General features: G+C 73.6%; 9 protein-coding genes. 1 reads left to right on the top strand and 8 read right to left on the bottom strand.

What is annotated here, in order from left to right; all coding sequences use genetic code 11:
* Positions 1-10 precede the first annotated feature (10 nt).
* From SLV14N_RS17550 to SLV14N_RS17530, 5 genes are all read right to left on the bottom strand, one after another.
* The gene (locus SLV14N_RS17550; protein ID WP_208681907.1) at positions 11-442 is read right to left on the bottom strand and encodes a lasso peptide biosynthesis B2 protein; all 432 of its coding nucleotides are present in this window, start codon (positions 440-442) and stop codon (positions 11-13) included.
* Entirely contained in the window at positions 439-696 is a 258-nt protein-coding gene (locus SLV14N_RS17545; protein WP_208681905.1) for a lasso peptide biosynthesis PqqD family chaperone, read from the bottom strand. Before SLV14N_RS17545 ends, SLV14N_RS17550 begins: the two co-directional genes overlap by 4 nt.
* Positions 674-2,512, bottom strand: a complete 1,839-nt coding sequence (locus SLV14N_RS17540; protein ID WP_263270036.1) for a lasso peptide isopeptide bond-forming cyclase — start codon at positions 2,510-2,512, stop codon at positions 674-676. Before SLV14N_RS17540 ends, SLV14N_RS17545 begins: the two co-directional genes overlap by 23 nt.
* 38 nt (positions 2,513-2,550) lie before the next feature.
* On the bottom strand, positions 2,551-2,685 hold the full coding sequence (locus SLV14N_RS17535) for a lasso RiPP family leader peptide-containing protein (protein WP_208681900.1): 135 nt from the start codon (positions 2,683-2,685) through the stop codon (positions 2,551-2,553).
* Between the two features lie 174 nt (positions 2,686-2,859).
* On the bottom strand, positions 2,860-4,059 hold the full coding sequence (locus tag SLV14N_RS17530; protein WP_208681899.1) for an NAD(P)/FAD-dependent oxidoreductase: 1,200 nt from the start codon (positions 4,057-4,059) through the stop codon (positions 2,860-2,862).
* A 228-nt stretch (positions 4,060-4,287) separates the two neighbouring features.
* On the opposite strand from SLV14N_RS17530, the gene SLV14N_RS17525 reads away from it, so the two are divergent.
* Complete coding sequence (locus tag SLV14N_RS17525; protein ID WP_208681897.1) at positions 4,288-5,067, top strand: thioesterase II family protein; 780 nt, start codon at positions 4,288-4,290, stop codon at positions 5,065-5,067.
* On the opposite strand, the gene SLV14N_RS17520 is transcribed toward SLV14N_RS17525, so the two are convergent.
* Genes SLV14N_RS17520 through SLV14N_RS17510 form a run of 3 tightly spaced genes read right to left on the bottom strand, consistent with a single transcriptional unit; the run spans position 5,025 to position 19,330 of the window.
* On the bottom strand, positions 5,025-5,783 hold the full coding sequence (locus SLV14N_RS17520) for an aspartate/glutamate racemase family protein (RefSeq protein WP_263270035.1): 759 nt from the start codon (positions 5,781-5,783) through the stop codon (positions 5,025-5,027). The two genes, SLV14N_RS17525 and SLV14N_RS17520, sit on opposite strands and share 43 nt — an antisense overlap.
* Complete coding sequence (locus tag SLV14N_RS17515; RefSeq protein WP_263270034.1) at positions 5,780-11,458, bottom strand: non-ribosomal peptide synthetase; 5,679 nt, start codon at positions 11,456-11,458, stop codon at positions 5,780-5,782. Before SLV14N_RS17515 ends, SLV14N_RS17520 begins: the two co-directional genes overlap by 4 nt.
* A complete protein-coding gene (locus tag SLV14N_RS17510) occupies positions 11,459-19,330 on the bottom strand; it encodes a non-ribosomal peptide synthetase (protein WP_263273199.1) in 7,872 nt (2,623 codons plus the stop codon).

The raw sequence follows: 19,330 nt of genomic DNA, 5'->3' as shown, positions 1-19,330 counted from the left end.
CCCCCGCGGCTCAGCGGCCGCCCGCCTCCCCCACCGGCGGGATGGCGATCAGGGGTTTGTAGTGGCCCTTGGGGTGGGGTTCGCCGACGGGGTGGCTGTCGGCCTCCACCCAGGCGTGGGCGGCGAAGGGGTGGGTGCGGACGCCGGTGCACCAGGTGGGCCAGGCGCCGCGGGCCCGGCAGAGCAGCGCGGTGGCGATGGAGCGCTGCAGACAGCCCTGGCCGGCGCAGCGCAGGCTGACGGAGACGACGGCCTCGCGGGCCGCGAGGGCCTGGTCGGCGGTGGCCGGCCGGGCGCCGCGGCGGGTGAACTCCAGGACCTTCCGCAGCCGGGCGGGCTTGGCCTTGGCCAGCAGCCGGGCGATGCCGACGGCCAGGAGGGGCACGAGGCGGCGGTGCAGCGGCAGTCTGCGCCGCTCGGACAGGGCGACGGGCAGGCTCACGCGATCACCAGCTGCGCGGCCCGGAGCTGCTCGATCACCGCGGTCACATCGAGCTCGGCCCGCTGGGGATCGATCCGGTGCCGGTCCGCGACATCGGCGGCGATCCGCGCGGCCTCGTGGCCGTCGAGCAGCCGGCGCAGGACCTGGCCGCCGGTGGAGTTGAGCTGCCAGTAGCGGCCGGTGCGTTCGTTGAGCAGCACGGTGCCGTCGTCGGTGTCGGTGGCAACCACGTCAGGGTGAAGACGTACGGACATCGTCGAACCTCCAAGCAGGGGTGGGGCGGGTGGCGGCGCGCAGCCAGAGTTCGCAGCCGATCAGGGGCTCCAGCGCGATGCCCATGGCGTTGTCCGCCTGCGGGGACAGCAGCCCGGCGCGCAGTTTCCCGGGGTCGATCAGGCCGTGGGCGGCCAGGGCGGAATCGGTGAACAGATCGAGGATCGCGGGCAGGTTGCGGCGCAGCCCCGTGCTCGCCTCTTCGCTGAACTCGCCCTTGGTGGAACGGCCCAGCACGCTTTCGGGGACGATGCCGCGCATCGCGTCGGCCAGCAGCGGCTTGTAGCGCCACGGGCCGGCGTGCTCGTGCACCCGGACGCCCAGGACCGCTTCGACGACCCGGTCGTCGAAGAACGGGGAGTCCAGCTGCACACCGGCCTCGGCGAACGGGCGGGCCAGCAGGCGGTACCAGGGGGCGCTGGTGCGCAGCGCGACCAGGGACTGGTGCTGCCCCAGGTCGGTGGAGAGCGGCCGCGTCTGTGCGGCGGTCTGCCGGAGTGCCTCGCGGGCCGCGTCGGTTGCCGTGGCGGTGGCCCAGGACGGTGCGCGCAGCGGCCACAGGCCCCAGCCGAGGCTGGGCCGGCGCTTGCGCAGGGGCGGGTCGGTGAGGTGGTCGGCCTGGTCCTGCCACCATGCCGCCTCGTCGCCGGGGCGCACCAGCGAGGCCAGGGTGTGCAGCACGGGCCAGCGTTTGAGGGCGGCGTATCCGCGGACGTGCCGTAGCGCGGTCATCGGACGGCGCCGGAGCAAGGGGTGCAGATAGCCGGGGAAGGGGGTGAACAGCTCGTCCCCGCCGTGGCCGGCCAGATGCCGGCGTGCGCCACGGCCGGCGAGGAGCCGGGCGGTGTGCCGGGTTCGCGCGGCGGTGCGGACGAACGGGTAGGGCTCCTCCGTGTCCATCAGCGTGTCCGGGTCGGCGAACAGCGGGGGGAGTTCGGCGGGCGGCACGATCAGGTGCTCGGCGCGGTCGAGGGCGCCGATGGACCGGGAGGCGAAGGCGGCGTCGTCGTTGCCCGCCTCGGCCTCGCCCCACCGGAACGTCAGCAGCTCCGGGGTGTTCCGGGCGGCGAGGAAGCAGAGGGAGGTCGAGTCCATGCCCCCGGACAGGTCGGTACTCAGGCGGCCCTCGGCGGGCGCCCGGTCGTCCAGTGCGGAGGTGAGCGCCTCCCGCACGGCGTCCGCACCTGCCGACAGCGGCTGTTCGGGCGCGGGCGGCCGCCACCAGCGCAGCGCGCGGGCGCGTTCGCGGTCCCACACCAGAGCGTGGTCCGGGGCCAGGGCCGCGATACCGGACCACAGGGGCTGATCGGCCAGCGGGGAGGGGACGAGTCCTCCGCAGGCGACCCGTACGGCCAGTGCGCCGGCGTCGATCCCGGCACCGGTCATCGCGGCGAGCACATCGGCCCGGTCCGCGGCGATGTCCACCTCGCCGATCCGGGTGTGGAAGACCCGGCGCAGTCCGGTCAGGCTGCCCTGGACGCGGACCTGTCCGCCGACCGAGGCCACCACATGGCAGGAGCCCGGCAGGGCCGCGGCCAGCGCGTCCACATCGGACACCGTCCGTATCCGCGCGGTGAGTTCGGACAACCGGGTGGCGGTGACCGGGCAGACCCCGGCCACCGCCACCTGCACCGGGCCCGCCGTGGCCACCCGCAGTTCCCCGGGTGACCACCGGCCCACCAGCCACGGCCGCCCTGACGCATGCGAGAGCACCCGCGGGGCCGCCCAGGGCGTCACCGCGCGAGCCTCGTCTGCGGCCGCCGTGTCCGGCAGGACCACGAATCCGGCACCGGTCATCTACGCATACTCCTGAGAGTGATCAGGGAGGGGACGGTTCAGCCGCCGTAGTGGCCGAAGATGTCCTTGCCCCAGCCGATGAAGCCCAGCGTGTCCTCGTTGAACTCGCCGACCTCGGCCAGCATCGGGGGTGCGTAGGGCTCCACGGTCGACAGCTCGTTCTGCTCTTCCATCACAGCCTCCTTCAGTGAAACAGGTGGTCATCCGGCCACCCGCGGTGTCCGTCCGCGCCCCGCCGGGTGCGGGGGAAGACGTTTGATCAGCCGTCCGGTTGGGCGCGTGCTGAGATGAACGCGCTTGTTCCGGACGGACGTTGAGGGGGTGGGAGCTCGCGAGGTTGCGGGCTCCTACCGGCGCGTGAGCTGCTCGCGCTGGTGCAGGTCGGGGGTGAAGAACTCCTCCACCCCGATGACGCCCGCCAGCGTGGCGAAGTAGCGGTCCATGAGCTCCTGGTCCCCGGCGACGGTGCGCAGCATGGACAGCCGGTGCTCGGCCACTTCGAGAGCCGCCACCGACAGCGTCGAGTGGTAGGCGTCGACGAGGATCTCGTCGCGCTGGTAGGCGTACTCCTCCAGCCCGTCGAGCAGCTTCTCCGGGTCGCGCAGCCCGGTGCCGACGCAGTCCACCAGCAACTGCGCCTGGCGGAAGGCGTCGGTGATACCGCGGGCGGTGATGGAGTCCTTGTGGTGGCCGGCGTCCCCCACCAGGGCCCAGCCGAGCCCGGCCGCCTCCCGGAAGTAGTTCCGCTGGTCGCCGGTGCCGTGCAGCCGCTCCAGCGGGGTCTGCGACGCGATCTTCGCGTACAGCTCCGGGGCCGTGCTGCGGACCGCTTCCATATAGGCGCCCATCGCGTCCTTGCGGACCCGCTCGAACTCGGCCTGCGGGAAGTACGCCGCGATCAGCGTGGCGTTGTCGTTCGTGGGCACCGTGCCGACCCAGCGGCCCGGTGCCTCGTAGAGCTCGAAGCGGTCGGTGACGCCTTCCCAGTACGTGTAGTAGGCGCAGGTCGCGGCCGGGTGCTCGGTGGTGATGCGGGAGTCGACCATGGTGGCGAAACGGGAGCGCATCCCGTCGGCGCCGACCACCAGGCGGGCGTGCTCCTCCGTGGTGGTCCCGTCGGAGGTACGGCAGCGCACCCCGACGGCCTGGCCCTCGTCGTCGGACAGCACCTCGGTCACGGTGCAGCCCTGGCGGAACTCCACGCCCGAGGCGACCGCGGCGTCCGCGAGGATCTCGTCCAGCAGATAACGGCGGGGGGCGTACGCCGCGCGGTGGCCGTCGACCGGGATCGAGCACCCCTCGATGCGGATGTCCGCGATCCGGTAGACGGCCCGGTCCAGTGGCGGGCAGCCGGTGGCGATCACCTTGTCGAGCACGCCCCAGCGCCGCAGCAGCGCCACACCGGGCTGGTGGATGTAGAGCGTGCTGAGCGTGTCCCGGGGGAACTCGGCGCGGTCCACCATCAGTACCTGGTATCCGGCACGGGCGAAGAGCATGGCTGTAGAAGCCCCGGCGCAGCGCGCCCCGACCACGATGACGTCGTACACAGTCGACTCCCTGACCTGCTCGTGACCCGCGGTTGGGCGGGCCGAGTTCCTGATCGGGACGTTAGGGAGGGCGGCAATCGCCGCGTCATTGAGTCGTTATTCCTGGCCGGTTTTCGTGAGGTCGGCAGGATCTTGATACGGCGTCGATAGGGGCGCCCGCTACCGTTCCCGGCCGAGTCCGGCCCCGGTCGTACCTCCCCTGTGCCGTATCTCCCCGAAGGGTTGAACATGACTGTTTCCCGTGCCGCGAGGGGGCCGCACCGCGCCCTTGACCAGGAGTGGTTCCGCCGTCCCCGGCCCGTGACGGACCCCCGGCTGCGGCTGGTCTGCTTTCCGCACGCCGGCGGCGCTGCCAGCTTCTTCCGCGACTGGCCGCAGTGGCTGCCGGCGGACATCGAGGTGGCCGCGGTCTGTTATCCCGGCCGGGAGGACCGGATAGCGCTGCCCTCCGTCGAGACGATGGACGAGCTGGCCGACCGGATCGCCGAGGAGCTGGTGCCCGCCCTGGACCGGCCGCTGGCCTTCTTCGGGCACAGCATGGGCGCGTCCGTCGCACACGAGGTGGCGATGCGGATCGAGCGGCGTCACGGGCGCGTGCTGAGCGGACTGCTGGTCTCCAGCCGCAGCGCACCGTCCCGGCTGCGGCCCACCGGGCTCTCGCGGGAGAGCGACGAGGTGCTGGTGCGTGACGTCATGGAGCTCGGCGGTACGTTCTCCGCCGCCCTGGACCACCCCGACCTGCGGGAGCTGCTGCTGCCCGCCATCCGCTCCGACTACCGGCTGATCGACGACTACCGGCCGGCCGATCCGCTGCCCCGGCTCGGGGCGCCGGTGACCGCCCTGCTCGGCGACCGGGACCCGCATGTCCACGAGGCGGACATGCGGGCCTGGTCGGAGGTGACGGACGGGGACTTCGGGCTGCGGATCCTGTCCGGTGACCACTTCTACCTGCTGCAGCAGGCCCCTTATCTCGTGGCCGAGGTGGGCAGGCTGCTCACCAGCCGCTGAGGGGCCGGCAGACCCGCCGAGAAGCGGACGGCGAGGGTGCGCAGGGCGTCCACCGTCCGGTCCGGGCCGTAGCGTTCCGTCAGGTCCCTTGAGACCAGGTGGAACTCGGTGCAGCCGAGCACGACGCCCGTGCAGTCGTGGCGCTGCATGAGGCGCTCCACTTCCGGCAGCGCCTCGTGCGGCAGCGGACCGTGGCGCTTCATCCGGTAGATGAGGCGGTGGACCCGGGCCTGATCGTCCTCGCCGGGGCGCACCACCCGGTGGGCGACGGTGTCCCAGCCGGGCTGCGACTCGAAGATCCGCGCCCGGCGGCTGCCGTCCGTGGACAGCATCAGGAACCGGCCGGTGGCACCGGCCAGTTCGGCCGCCGTGGTCTCCACCAGGGACACCACCCGCCCGCGCAGCACCGGATCGACCAGCGGGAGGAAGTGGTGCGCGGTGAAGCACACCACGACCACCTGGTCGGCGCCCCGCTCCAGCAGCTGGGACAGCCGGTCCTCCAGCCGCTCGGTCATCTCCCGCGCCCTGCCCTGCCGGATGGCCTCGGTGCGGTCGGGGAAGGCCGGGTCGGAGTCCAGCAGCACCCGCGGACGGGACTGTTCCGGCCCGTGCCACTCACCCGCGTACAGCGTCCTGAGGAACTCGGCCGAGGCCAGCGGGCCCATCCCGCCCAGGACGCCGAGGACTCCCGCGGCGGGGAGCACCGAGGTGGTCATCGGGCGCTCCCCGGCGCCGCGCCGGCCGTGGCGCTCCCCGGCCCGGCGCTCCCCGGCCCGGCGATCCGCGGTGCGAGGACGGCGCAGATGTCGGCGGCCGGTTCCGGCTCCAGCATCTTGGCGTGCTCACAGTCCACCTCGTGGATGTCCAGCTCGCCGTCGAGGAACTCCTTCCACGCCTGCGGGCTGGTCCACTCCTGCTGCTTGCGGGTGGCCACCACCAGCAGCATCGTGCCGCGGAACCGGTCGGGCCGGCGCGCGTTGGTGAGCGCCACGTTGTTCACCATGATGTCCAGCGCCACCGCCCGCTGCCCGTCGTCGAGATGGCGCAGCTCGCTCTCGCCGCGGCCCAGCCAGTCGGTGATCCGGGCCCGCATCACCTCGGTGGCCGGCAGGTCCGGCGAGGCGCCCTCGGGCAGGCCGTAGATCCCGGCGTAGCCCTCGTACATCTGCGTGAGGATCTCCTCGGGCCCGCCCGTGCCGGGTCCGTCGACCGCCGCCGGGTAGGCGTCGAGCACGGCGAGCAGCGCCACTTCCTGGCCCTGCGCCTGGAGCGCGGTGGCCACTGCATGCGCCATGATCCCGCCGAGCGACCAGCCCAGCAGGTGGTACGGGCCCTCGGGCTGCACCCGGCGGATCTCGCGGATGTAGTCCTCGGCCATCTCGTCGAGGGAGCGGGCGGGCGGCTCCGTGCCGTCCAGGCCCCGGGACTGCAGCGCGTACACCGGATGGTCGCTGCTCAGCGCGCCGAGCAGCGCCGAGTAGCGCCAGCTGAATCCGGCGACCGGGTGCACACAGAACAGCGGCGCCGTGCTGCCCGCCGTGCGCAGCGGCAGCATCACCTCGAACGCGCTGCTGCCGCCGCCGTCGAGCTGGGCGGCGAGCCGGGCCGGGGTCGGCGCGGCGAAGACGTCCCGCAGCGCCGGGGCGCCTCCCAGGAGCGCCGTGAGCCGGCTCACCAGCCGGGTGGCCAGCAGCGAATGCCCGCCCAGCTCGAAGAAGTTGTCGTCCACGCCGACCTGTTCGGCGCCCAGGACCTCCGCGAAGAGCCGGCACAGCAGCTCCTCCTGCGGGGAGGCCGGCGGCCGGGTGTGCTGCCCGGTGACCGGGGCGGGCGCCGGCAGCGCCCGGTGGTCGAGCTTGCCGTTGGGCGTCAGCGGCCAGCTGTCGACGACGACGAACGCCGAGGGCGTCATGTACGACGGCAGCAGCGCGGCGGTCTCGTCGCGTACCGCCGCCGGGCTCAACGGCGGCTCGTCCGGCGCCTGCTGGACGTACGCCACCAGACGGCGGTCGCCGGGCCGGTCCTCGCGGACCGTCACCACGGCGCGGCCCACCCCGGCGCACCGGCTCACCGCGGCCTGCACCTCGCCGAGTTCGATACGGAAGCCGCGCACCTTGACCTGGCTGTCGGCCCGGCCGCAGAACCGGAGCTGCCCCTCGCCGTCCCAGTAGGCCAGGTCACCGGTGCGGTACATCCGGGACCCGGGGGCGCCGAACGGGTCGGCGACGAAGCGGTCCGCGGTCACCGCCGGCTGGTGCAGATAGCCGCGGGCCACGCCGGTGCCGGAGACGTACAACTCGCCGACCACACCGGCCGGGACCGGCTGCAGGGCCGGGTCGAGCAGATACACCCGGGCGCCGTCGATCGGACGCCCGATGACCGCCGCCCCGTCCGCCGTCCCGTTCGCGGTCCGCGGGCCGCGCATCGCGAAGCTCACGTCGCAGGTGGCTTCGGTGGGGCCGTACGCGTTGATCAGCATCCGGTCACGGCCCCAGAACGCGGCCAGCTCCCCGGGCAGCACCTCGGCGCCGGTGATCATCACGCGCAGCTCCGGCAGGTCGGCCCGGGGCACTTCGGCCAGGACCGACGGCGGGATCATCAGATGGCTGATCCGGCGCTCCCTGAGGACCCCGACCAGCTCGGCGCCCGTGGGCGTGCCCTCCGGCACGACCAGGCACCCGCCGCACAGCAGCGACCAGAAGAGCTCCGCCACCGAGACGTCGAAGCTGGGCGAGGCGAGCTGCAGCGCCCGACTGCCCTCCTCGACGCCGTAGTGCGCGGCCTGGTTGGCGGCGAACGCGGCCAGGCCGGTGTGGGTGACCACGACGCCCTTGGGGCGGCCCGTGGTGCCGGAGGTGAAGATGGTGTACGCCGGGTGGTCGAGCCGCAGCGGTGCGGTCCGCTCCGCGTCCACGAGGTCCGCGCCGGACAGCTCCCCGCACGCGGCGACGACCTCGGCGCCGTCCACCAGCAGCACCGGCACCGCACCGGTCTCCGGCAGCCGCCCGGCGAGCGGCGCCGTGGTCAGCAGCAGGACGGGACCGGCGTCCGCCACCATCGCGGCCAGCCGCTCCGCGGGATAGCCCGGGTCCAGCGGCAGATAGACCGCACCGGCCTTCTGTACGGCGAGGACGGCCTCCACCAGGTGCCCGGACGGCGGCAGCGCGACCGCGACCGCGCGCTCGGGACCCGCGCCGCGCGCGATGAGCAGCCGCGCCAGCCGGTTGGCCCGCGCGTTGAGTTCCGCGTAGCTCAGCACGCCGTCCGCCTCCAGCGCGGGGCGGTCCGGGGCGCGGCGCACCTGGCGCTCGAACAGCTCGGGGAAGGTGGCCGCCGGCGGGGCGGGGCGACGGTGCGGCCCGTCCTGGAGCAGTGCGGCACGCTCCTCGGCGGAGAGCACCTCCAGACGGCTGACCGGCAGCTCGGGGGTGGCCGAGGCATGAGCCAGCACCCGCACCAGACGTTCGGTGATCAGCCGCGCGGTCGCCGGGTCGAAGAGGTCCTCGGCGAATTCGAGCATGCCGCCGATACCCGCCGGGCGGCCCTCGGCCGTACGGGACTCGCTCAGGTTGAACGCGAGGTCGACCTTGGCGGCCCCTTCGGCCTCCCCCTCGAAGGAGACGGCGAGGCCCGGCAGTTCCAGCGTGGCGCTGCCGGTGTTCTGGAGGATGAGCGCCACCTGGGCGAGCGGTGCGTGGGACAGCGTGCGGGTGGGGTTGACCGCCTCGACGACCCGCTCGAAGGGCACGTCCTGGTGCGCGTACGCGGCCAGGTCGATCTCGCGGATGCGCCCCAGCAGCTCCAGGAAGGTCGGATCGCCCGACACATCGGTGCGCAGCACGAGGTTGTTGACGAAGTAGCCGACCAGCTCCTCCAGCGCCTCGTCGGTGCGCCCCGCCACCACGGTGCTGACCGGGATGTCGCTGCCCGCGCCGAGCCGCGACAGCAGCAGGGCGAGTCCGGCCTGGAGCACCATGAAGACCGTGGCGTCGGACCGGCGGGCCAGCTCGACGAGCCGCTCGTGCGTCGCGGCGTCCAGGGTGAACGGCGCCGTCGTGCCCCGGTGACTGGCGACCGCCGGGCGGGGACGGTCCAGCGGCAGGTCCAGCAGCTCCGGGGCGCCCGCCAACTGCTCGCGCCAGTAAGCGAGTTGCTGCGCCAGGACGCTCTCCGGGTCGTCCTCGGAGCCCAGCAGCTCACGCTGCCACAGCGCATAGTCGGCGTACTGCACCGGCAGCGGCTGCCACCGGGGCGCGCCGCCCCGCTGCCGCGCCCCGTACGCCACGGAGAGGTCCCGGACCAGCGGCGCCAGCGAGGAACCGTCGCTCGCGATGTGGTGCATGAGGAGCAGCAGCACATGCTCACGGTCCGAGATCCGCAGCAGCGTCACCCGCAGCGGGAGCTCCCCGGCCAGGTCGAATCCATGCCCGGTCCGCTCGGCCAGAGCGGCGGCCAGCCGCTCCTCGCCGTCGAGCGCGACGAACTCCAGCTCCGGGCGGGCCTCCTCGGCGGGGAGCACCACCTGGCACGGCTCGCCGTCCACGTTCGCGAACCGGGTGCGCAGCGACTCATGCCGCTCGACCACGTCCCCCACGGCGGCCCGCAGCGCGTCCCGGTCCAGCGCGCCGCGCAGGCGCAGCGGCAGCGGGATGTTGTACGTCGGACTCGGGCCCTCCAGCTGGAAGGCGAACCACAGACCGCGCTGGGCGTACGACATCGGCAGCCGCTCCGGGCGCGCGGCCCGCACCAGGGCCGGGCGCGTGGTGTCCGCCTGCGCCAGCCGTGCGGCCAGCCCGGCCACGGTCGGCGACTCGAAGACGGACCGCACCGGCAGCTCCACCCCGAAGGCGGCGCGGATCCGGCTGAGCAGCCGGATCGCGGTGAGCGACTGCCCGCCGAGCGTGAAGAAGCTGTCGTCGACACCCGGGCACGGGCGGCCCAGCACGCTCTCGAAGAGCCCGCGGAGGATGTCCTCGGTGGCCGAGTACGCCGTCCTGGCGACCGGGGGCAGCGCCTCGGCCTCGTCCGCGGGGCCGGTCTCCGGGGCCGGGGCGCCGGAGTCCAGGCGCCGGAAGGCGGCCGGCAGCGGGCACCCGAGGTCGGCCACGGGGTGGCCGGGACCGGCGAGGATCTGGGCCAGTACGCCTTCCAGCGCGCCGAGTACGGCCTCGGCCTCGTCCCGGTCGAAGAGGTCGGGACGGTATTCGAGCTCGACCTGCAGCCGCTGTCCGGTGAGACCGGCGACCACCCGCAGCGGGTAGTGCGCGGAGTCATGGCCCTCGACGACCTCGACCCGCACCCCCGCGTACGAGGGCCGGGTGCCGTCGTCCCCGGGGGCGTTCTCGAACACCATGAAGGTGTCGAAGAGATCGCCGGTCCCGGCCAGGCGCTGGATGCGCGCGAGGCTGAGGTGGTGCCGGCTGAGCAGCGCGGTCTGTTCGTCCTGGAGCCGTGCGAGGCTGTCCGCCACCGGGGCGTCCGGGGCGAGCCGTACCCGGACCGGGACGGTGTTGATGAACATCCCCACCATCGTCTCGATCCCGGCGACCTCCGGCGGACGGCCGGAGACCAGGGTCCCGAAGACCACGTCGTCGCGGCCGGTGAGCCGGCCGAGGACCACCGCCCAGGCGCCCTGGACCAGGGTGTTCACGGTCAGCCCGCGCTGCCGGGCGAAGCGGTCGAGGTCACCGCCGAAGCCCTCGGGGAACGCGGCCACCACCCGCTCCGGCGCGACGGGCGCCCGGCCCGGGTCGGCGGGCGCCACCAGCGAGGGACCGGGCAGGGCGTCGAGCGCCTGCTGCCACGCCCGCTCGCACCCGGCGTCGTCCTGGGCGGCCAGCCAGCTGAAGTAGGTCCGGTGCGGCACGACCGGCGGCAGGGCCCGGTCGGCGCCCCCGTGCTCGTACAGGGTGAACAGCTCCCGTACGAGGATCGGGGTGGACCAGCCGTCCAGCAGCAGATGGTGGTTGGAGATCACCAGCCGGTGCCGGCCGGGCCCGAGCCGCACCAGGGTGAACCGCATCAGCGGCGGGCGGTCGAGCGGGAAACGGCGGGCGCGGTCGGCGGTGAGGAACTCCGCCAGCCGCCGCGGGGCGTCGTCCGAGGCCGCCAGGTCGAGTTCCTCCCAGGGGAGCGGCACCTCGCGGTGGATCACCTGGAACGGCTGTCCGTTGGCCCGCTGCCGGAAGCCCGCCCGCAGGTTGGGGTGCCGCTTCAGGAGCGCCGCCACCGATGCCTTGAGCAGGTCCGGGCGCAGCGGTCCGTCGAGGGCGAGGACCATCTGGACGCCGTAGACGTCGACCGCCTCGTCGTCGTACCAGGAGTGGAAGAACATGCCTTCCTGGAGAGGCGTCAGCGGAAGGACGTCTTCCAGCGCGGACTGCTTTTTCATTCAGAGCATCCCCAGTTCTGCTTCAAGTGCGTCGATCTCGTCCTGGGAGAGCCCGAGGGAGAGATCGGAGGGTGTGTGGCCGCCGGTTTCGGTGCCGGCGGTGTGGACGACCAGGGCGTCCAGCGCCTCGAACCAGAGCTCGGCGAGTTCTCGTACGTCCGGCTCCGGGAGGAGACCGGCCGGCCAGGACCAGGTGGCGTTCAGCCGCGGGCCGCCGGGCAGGTCCTCGGTGATCGCGTTGACCTCCAGCGCGTGCGGGACCGCGGCCCCGGCGTCGCGCGGGGCGGGGGAGGGCAGACCGTTCGCCATGGTCCACAGCCCGCCGTCGGTCCCGCCCGCCGCGGTGAACCGGCCCAGGTAGTTGAACCCGAGCTGCGGGGTGGGGAGTTCGGCGAGCCGCGGTGCGGTGCGCGGGTTGAGATAGCGGAGCATGCCGTACGAGACCCCGTTGCCCGGCAGCGCCCGCAGCTGCTCCTTGACCGCCTTCAGCGCGGCTCCCACACCGGGGCCGCCCGCCCGCAGCTCCGACCGGTCGAGGGGAGCGGGGGCCAGCAGCGCCGGGTAGAGGCTGGTGAACCAGCCGACGGTGGCGGACAGGTCCGCGCCCTCGACGATGTCCTCGCGGCCGTGGCCCTCCAGGTCGACCAGGACGCCCGTCGCCGAGTGGTCTCCGCGCCGGCGTCGCCACTCCAGGACGGCGAGGGCGAAGCCGGTCAGCAGGACGTCGTTCACGTTCGCGTGGAAGGCCGCCGGGACCGTCGTCAGCAGCGGTTCGAGGCGCGCAGGCGGCAGGCCGAGCGTCAGATGGCGCACGGTCTCCGCCGTGTCGGTCCGCGGGTCCAGCGGCCGTACGCCGGGCAGCGGGCCGGCGGCCGATGGGTCGCTCAGCACCGATGTCCACTGCGCGAGGCCGTCCTCCCAGCGGGCCTCCTGCGCGCTCTCGGCCAGCCGCTGGGCCCACTGGCGGAACGAGGTGCGCACCTCGGCGAACGCCGGGGTCCGGCCGTCCGCCGCGGCCTCCCAGGCCGTCCGCAGATCGGGCAGCAGGATGCGCCAGGAGACGCCGTCCACCGCGAGGTGGTGGATCAGGATCTGGAGCAGTCCCGGTGCCGTGTCCCCGGCGTCGTACCAGACGAGCTGGACCACGGAGCCGTCGTGCGGGGAGAGCCGCAGCCGGGCCTTCTCCCCGTGCTCGGCGAGCGCCAGGTCCCGTTCGCCGTCCGGCAGTCCGGCGATCTCCACCCGGTGCACGACGGAGTCCGCGGGCACGGACCCGGGCGCGCCGGTCACCGGCCGGGGCGCGCCGTCCCCGGTCCGTGCCATCCGCAGCCGCAGGACGTCGTGGTGGTCGAGCCAGCTCTGTACGGCGTCGGTGAGCCGCCGCTCCCCGAGTCCGGCCGGGACCCGGACCGTCACCGACTGGTTGAAGCCGTCCGTGGGCCCGTCCTGCCCGTACAGCCAGTGCATGATCGGCGTCAGGGGGAAGTCGCCCACTCCGTCGTCCGCCGGGCGCGGCGCGGTGTCCCCGGTGATCTCGGTGGCGACGGCGGCGAGCGCGGCGACCGTACGGCACTGGAAGACCTGCCGGACCGTCACGTCCAGCCCCGCGGCCCGCGCCTGGGAGACCAGCCGGATGGAGCTGATGCTGTCCCCGCCGAGCTCGAAGAAGCTGTCGTCGATCCCGACCTTCGTCAGGGTGAGCACCTCCGCGAAGACCCGGCACAGGGTCTCCTCACGGGCGGTGCGCGGGGCCCGCCCGCCGGTGCCGCTGGTGTACTCGGGCGCGGGCAGCGCCTTGTGGTCGAGCTTGCCGTTGGCCGTCAGCGGCAGGGCGTCCAGGGCGACGACGGCGGCCGGGACCATGTAGTCCGGCAGCGAACCGGACACATGCGCCCGCAGCACGCCCGCGGCGGGGAGCCCGCCCGGCCCGGCCTCCGGGACCACGTAGGCGACCAGCCGCTTCTCACCGGGCCCGTCCTCCCGGACGACGACCCGGGCCTGCGCCACCGCCGCGTGGGACTCGAAGGCCGCCTCGATCTCGCCGAGTTCGATGCGGAAACCGCGCACCTTCACCTGGTCGTCGGCCCGTCCGAGGTAGTCGAGCTGCCCGTCGGCCGTCCAGCGTGCCACGTCACCGGTGCGGTACATCCGGGCGCCCGGCGGGCCGAACGGATCGGCCACGAACCGCTCGGCGCTGAGGGCGGACCGGTGCAGATAGCCGCGGGCCAGTCCGGCACCCGCCACATACATCTCACCGGGCACGTTGGGCGGCAGCAGCTCCAGCCGGTCGCCCAGCACATAGACCCGCAGATCCGGGATGCCCCGGCCGATCAGGCTGCGGGTCTGCCCGGCCACCGCCCGCTCGTCCAGCGGCAGATAGCTGACGTGCACGGTGGTCTCGGTGATCCCGTACATGTTCACCAGGACCGGGGCGGTGTCCCCGTGGCGGCGGTACCACTCGGCCATCCGGCCCAGATCCAGCGCCTCCCCGCCGAACACCACGCGGCGCAGCGCCAGTTGGCGGCCGAGTTCGGGGTGTTCCGCGTCGGCCTGCATCAGCTGGTAGAACGCCGACGGCGTCTGGTTGAGGACCGTCACCCGCTCGGTTGCCAGCAGCCGCAGGAAGTCCTCCGGGGAACGGCTCACCGCGTACGGCACCACGACCAGCCGGCCGCCGTACAGCAGCGGCCCCCACAGCTCCCACACCGAGAAGTCGAAGGCGTAGGAGTGGAACAGCGTCCACACGTCGTCCGGGCCGAAGCCGAACCACTCCTCGGTCGCCGCGAACAGCCGCGCGACATTGCGGTGCGGGACGACGACGCCCTTGGGGCGGCCCGTCGATCCCGAGGTGTAGATGACATACGCGGCGTTCGTGGGCGACAGGGGGCCGCCGCGGTCCTCGTCGCTCAGGTCGCCGGTGTCGTACTCCGCCAGCGCACGGACGGTGCCGGGGTCGTCCAGCAGCAGCGTCCGGGGCCGGGATTCCGGCAGCCCGGCGGCGGCCTCGGCGGTGCTCACCAGCAGCTCGGGGCCGGCGTCGGCGAGCATGTAGGAGGTCCGGTCCACCGGGTAGGACGGGTCCACCGGCACATACGCCGCCCCGGACTTCACCACCGCCAGCAGCGCCACGACCAGGTCGGCGGTCCGCGGCAGCGCGAGCGCCACGAAGCGCTCCGGACCGGCGCCGTGCGCCACCAGCAGCCGGGCCAGCCGGTTCGCCCGCGCATTGAGCTCGCCGTAGGTCAGCGAGGCCCCCTCGTACACCACCGCCACGGCGTCGGGCGTGCGTGCCACCTGGGCCTCGAACAGCTGCGGAAGCGACGCCGGGGCCGCCTCGCCGGCGGCACCGTTCCACTCCACCAGCAGCCGGTGCCGCTCACCGGGCGCCAGCAGGTCGGCCTCACTCACGGCGCGGTCCGGTGCAGCCGCGGCGGCTGCCAGCATCCGTACCAGCCGCTCGGCGAGGTCCCGCGCCCCCTCACGCGCGAAGAGATCCTCGGCGTACTCCAGGGAGCCGGTCAGGCCCGCGGGTTCACCGGCCTCGGTGAACCGCTCCCGCAGCCCGAAGGACAGATCGGACTTGGCCGCCTCCAGCGTGGTCGGCTCGGTCGTCATCCGTACCCCGTCGTGCAGGCCGACCGGTGCGTCCGCGTTGTTCTGGAGGTGCAGCATCACCTGGGCCAGCGGGATGTGCGAGAGCACCCGGGAGACCTGCGCCGCCTCGACGACGCGCTCGAAGGGCACGTCCTGGTGGGCGTAGGCGGCCAGGTCGGTGTCCCGGACCCGGGCGAGCAGCTCGCGGAAGGTCGGGTCGCCGGAGACATCGGTGCGCAGCACCAGCGTGTTGATGAACAGGCCGACGAGGTCGTCGAGGGCGTCGTCGGTGCGTCCGGCGACGGCGGTGCCGACGGGGATGTCGGTGCCCGCGCCGAGCCGGGACAGCAGGGCGGCGACCGCCGTGTGCAGCACCATGAACAGCGTGGAGTCCGTGGCCTGCGCGAGCGCGACCAGCCCCTGGTGGACCTCGGCGTCGACGGTCAGCTCGACCGTGCTGCCCCGGTGGGAGGCGACGGCGGGGCGGGAGTGGTCCAGCGGCAGCTCCAGAAGCTCCGGAGCGCCCGCCAACTGCTCGCGCCAGTAGTCCAGTTGGCTGGATATCAGGCTCTCCGGGTCATCCTCGGAACCCAGGAGCTCCCGCTGCCAGAGGGTGTAGTCGGCGTACTGGACGGTGAGCGGCTGCCAGGTGGGTGACGTGCCCTGGTGGCGTGCGGTGTAGGCGGTGGCGAGGTCCTTGAGGAGCGGGGCGATGGACCAGCCGTCGCCGGCGATGTGGTGCATGAGGAGCAGCAGGACGTGCTCGTGCTCGCCCAGGCGGTAGAGGGTGGCGCGCAGGGGGTTTTCGTGGGTGAGGTCGAAGGGGTGGGTGGCCTCTTCGGCGAGGAGGTGGGCGAGTTGGTCCTCGGCGGTGTTCACGAGCGGGAGGCCGGGGCGCGCCTGGTCGGCGGGGAGGACGGTCTGGTGGGGCTCGCCCTCGTGCTCGGTGATGCGGGTGCGCAGGGTTTCGTGGCGCTCGGTGAGGTCGGCGAGGGCCTCGGCGAGGGCGGGGTGGTCGAGCGGCCCGGTGAGCCGCAGGGCGTGGGGGATGTTGTAGGTGGGGCTGGGGCCTTCGAGCTGGTAGGCGAACCAGAGGCGGCGCTGGGCGGGGGAGAGCGGGAGGTGTGCGGGGCGCGGGGTGGTGGCGGTGAGCGGGGTGCGTGTCGTGTGTGCGGTGGTGAGGCGGGGCGCGAGTTCGGCGACGGTGGGGTGCTCGAAGAGCGCGCGGAGCGGGATTTCGGCGTGCAGGGTGGTGCGGATACGGCTGATGAGGCGGGTGGCGAGCAGGGAGTGTCCGCCGAGGTGGAAGAAGCTGTCGTCGATGGTGACGGCGGGCAGGCCGAGGACGTCGGCGAAGAGGGCGGTGAGGGTTTCCTCGGTGGCGTTGCGGGGTGCCCGGCCTTCGCTCTCCGAGGCGTAGTCGGGCGCGGGCAGTCGGTCCCGGTCCACCTTGCCGTTCGGGGTCAGCGGCCACTGCTCCAGCACGACCACGGCCGACGGAACCATGTAGTCCGGCAGTGATGCGCCGAGCAGCTCCCGCAGAGCCGCCGGGTCGGGTGTTTCCGCATCCCCCACCCCCGTCACATAGGCGACCAGCCGGCGCCCGGTGGCCGCGGCGTCATGCACCGTGACCAGTGCCTCGGCCACCAGACCGGTGGCGCCGATCGCCGCCTCGATCTCGCCGAGTTCGATACGGAAGCCGCGGATCTTCACCTGGTGGTCGGTCCGGCCGAGGAACTCCAGCTGACCGTCCGGCCGCCACCGTGCCAGGTCGCCCGTGCGGTACATCCGGCTGCCCGGGGCGCCGTACGGATCGGCGACGAACCGCTCCGACGTCAGCCCCGGCCGCCCCAGATAGCCCCGCGCCAGCCCCGGGCCCGTGACGTACAGCTCGCCCGCGACCCCCGCGGGCACCGGACGCAGCGACGCGTCCAGGACGTAGACGCGCGCATTGAGGATCGGGCCGCCGATCGGCGGCACCTGGGCGCCCGACAGCGGTTCGCTCATGGTGGCGCAGACCGTGGCCTCGGTGGGGCCGTAGGCGTTCACCATCCGTCGCCCGGCCGACCAGCGGCCGACCAGCTCCGGGGCGCAGGCCTCGCCCGCGACCACCAGGGTCATGCCGGCCGGCAGGCTGTCCGGCGCCATCACACCGAGGGCGGCGGGCGGCAGGGTGGCATGGGTGACCCGCTGTTCCGCCAGCAGCCGGGCCAGTGGCTCGCCGGGTGCCAGCCGGGGCGCGGGTGCCACCACCAGCGCGGCGCCGGTGGTGAGCGCCATGATCAGTTCCCAGGCCGCCGCGTCGAAGCTCAGCGAGGCGAACTGGAGCACCCGGGACCGGGGCCCCACCGCGAACGCCTCGGCGTGGGTGGCCGCCAGCGACGCCACTCCGGCATGGGTGACCTCGACGCCCTTGGGGCGGCCGGTGGAGCCGGAGGTGTAGATGACATAGGCGGGGTGCTGCAGTCCGGCGCGGGGGGCGAGAGGTGTGGCGGGCTGTTCGTTCAGGGCGGCGACGACGGCGGGGTCGTCCAACAGGAGGCGGGGGCAGCCGGTTTCGGGGAGGGCGACGCCGGTGAGGGTGAGCAGGCAGGTGGGGCGGGCGTCGTCGAGCATGTAGGCGATCCGCTCGGCGGGGTACTCCGGGTCGACGGGCAGATACGCCCCGCCCGCCTTGTGCACCGCCAGCGCCGCCACCACCATCTCCGGTGAGCGCGGCACCGCGAGCGCCACCACCCGCTCCGGACCCACGCCCTGCTGCACCAGCAGCCGGGCCAGCCGGTTCGCCCGCTCCGCCACCTCCGCATAGCTCAGCACCAGGTCCTCGAACACCACGGCGGGCGCCTGCGGATCGTTGGCCACCCAGGTCTCGAAGAGCTCCGGCATCGTCGCCGGGGGGACCGCGCGGCCGGTCGCGTTGCGCTCCACGATCAGCTGCCGGTGCTCGGCCGCGTCAAGGACCGGAGCCTGGCTCACGGCGCGGTCCGGGGCCGCGGTCACCGCTTCGAGCACCCGGACCAGACGCTGCGCCAGGATCTGCGCGCTCTCCTCCCGGAACAGATCGACGGCGTACTGGATCTCGCCGACCATGCCCGCAGGAGCCTGCCGCGGGGTGTACCGCTCCTCCAGGTAGAAGGTGAGATCCACCTTGGCGACCCCGGTCGCCACATCGCCGAAGGACGCCTCGACGCCCGGGATGGAGAAGGTGCTGTCCGCATTGCTCTGCAGGGTCAGCAGCACCTGGAACAGCGGGGTGTGGGACAGCGACCGGCCCGGGTTGACCGCCTCCACGACCCGCTCGAAGGGCACGTCCTGATGGGCGTAGGCCGCCAGGTCGGTGTCCCGGACCCGGGCGAGGAGCTCCCGGAAGGTCGGGTCGCCGGAGAGATCGGTGCGCAGCACCAGGGTGTTGACGAAGAACCCGACGAGATCGTCCAGCGCCTCGTCCGTACGGCCCGCCACGGCGGTACCGACCGGGATGTCGGTGCCGGCGCCGAGCCGCGACAGCAGCACCGCGAGTCCGGCCTGGACGACCATGAAGACCGTGGCGTCGCAGTCGCGGGCCAGCTTCACCAGCCGCTGGTGGAGTTCCGCGTCCACGGTGTAGCGCACCGTCGCGCCCTGATGACTGGCCGCCGCCGGACGCGGGTGGTCCAGCGGCAGTTCGAGCAGCTCCGGGGCGCCCGCCAACTGCTGCTGCCAGTAGCCGAGTTGCTCCGACAGCAGGCTCTCCGGATCGTCCTCGGAACCCAGGACGTCCTGCTGCCACAGCGCGTAGTCGGCGTACTGGACCGGCAGCGGCTCCCACTCCGGGCCGGCGTCCGCGCACCGGGCGGCGTAAGCCTCCGACAGGTCACGGGCCAGCGGCGCCATCGACCAGCCGTCGGCCGCGATGTGGTGCATCAGCAGCAGCAGGACGTGCTCCCGCTCCGAGACCCGGTAGAGCGTGACCCGCAGCGGAACCTCGGTGGTGAGGTCGAAGCAGTAACGCGCCTGCTCCGCCAGCGCCCCGGTCAGTGCCGCCTCCCCGGGCAGCTCCACGAGCCGGACCTCCGGGCGCCCCTCCTCGGGGGACAGCACCACCTGGCAGGGCTCACCGGCCTCCTCCGCGAACCGGGTCCGCAGCACCTCGTGCCGGCCGGTCACATCCGCGACCGCCGCCACCAGCGCGTCCCGGTTCAGCTCGCCCGCCAGGCGGACGTACAGGGGGCAGTTGTACGTCGGGCTGGGTCCCTCCAGCTGGAACGCGAACCACAGCCGGCGCTGGGCGAACGACAT

The sequence above is a fragment of the Streptomyces sp. Je 1-4 4N24 genome, from assembly GCF_026239515.1.
GTDB classification, from domain to species: Bacteria; Actinomycetota; Actinomycetes; order Streptomycetales; family Streptomycetaceae; genus Streptomyces; species Streptomyces nigrescens.
This window is presented reverse-complemented; position numbering and strand designations above follow the sequence as displayed.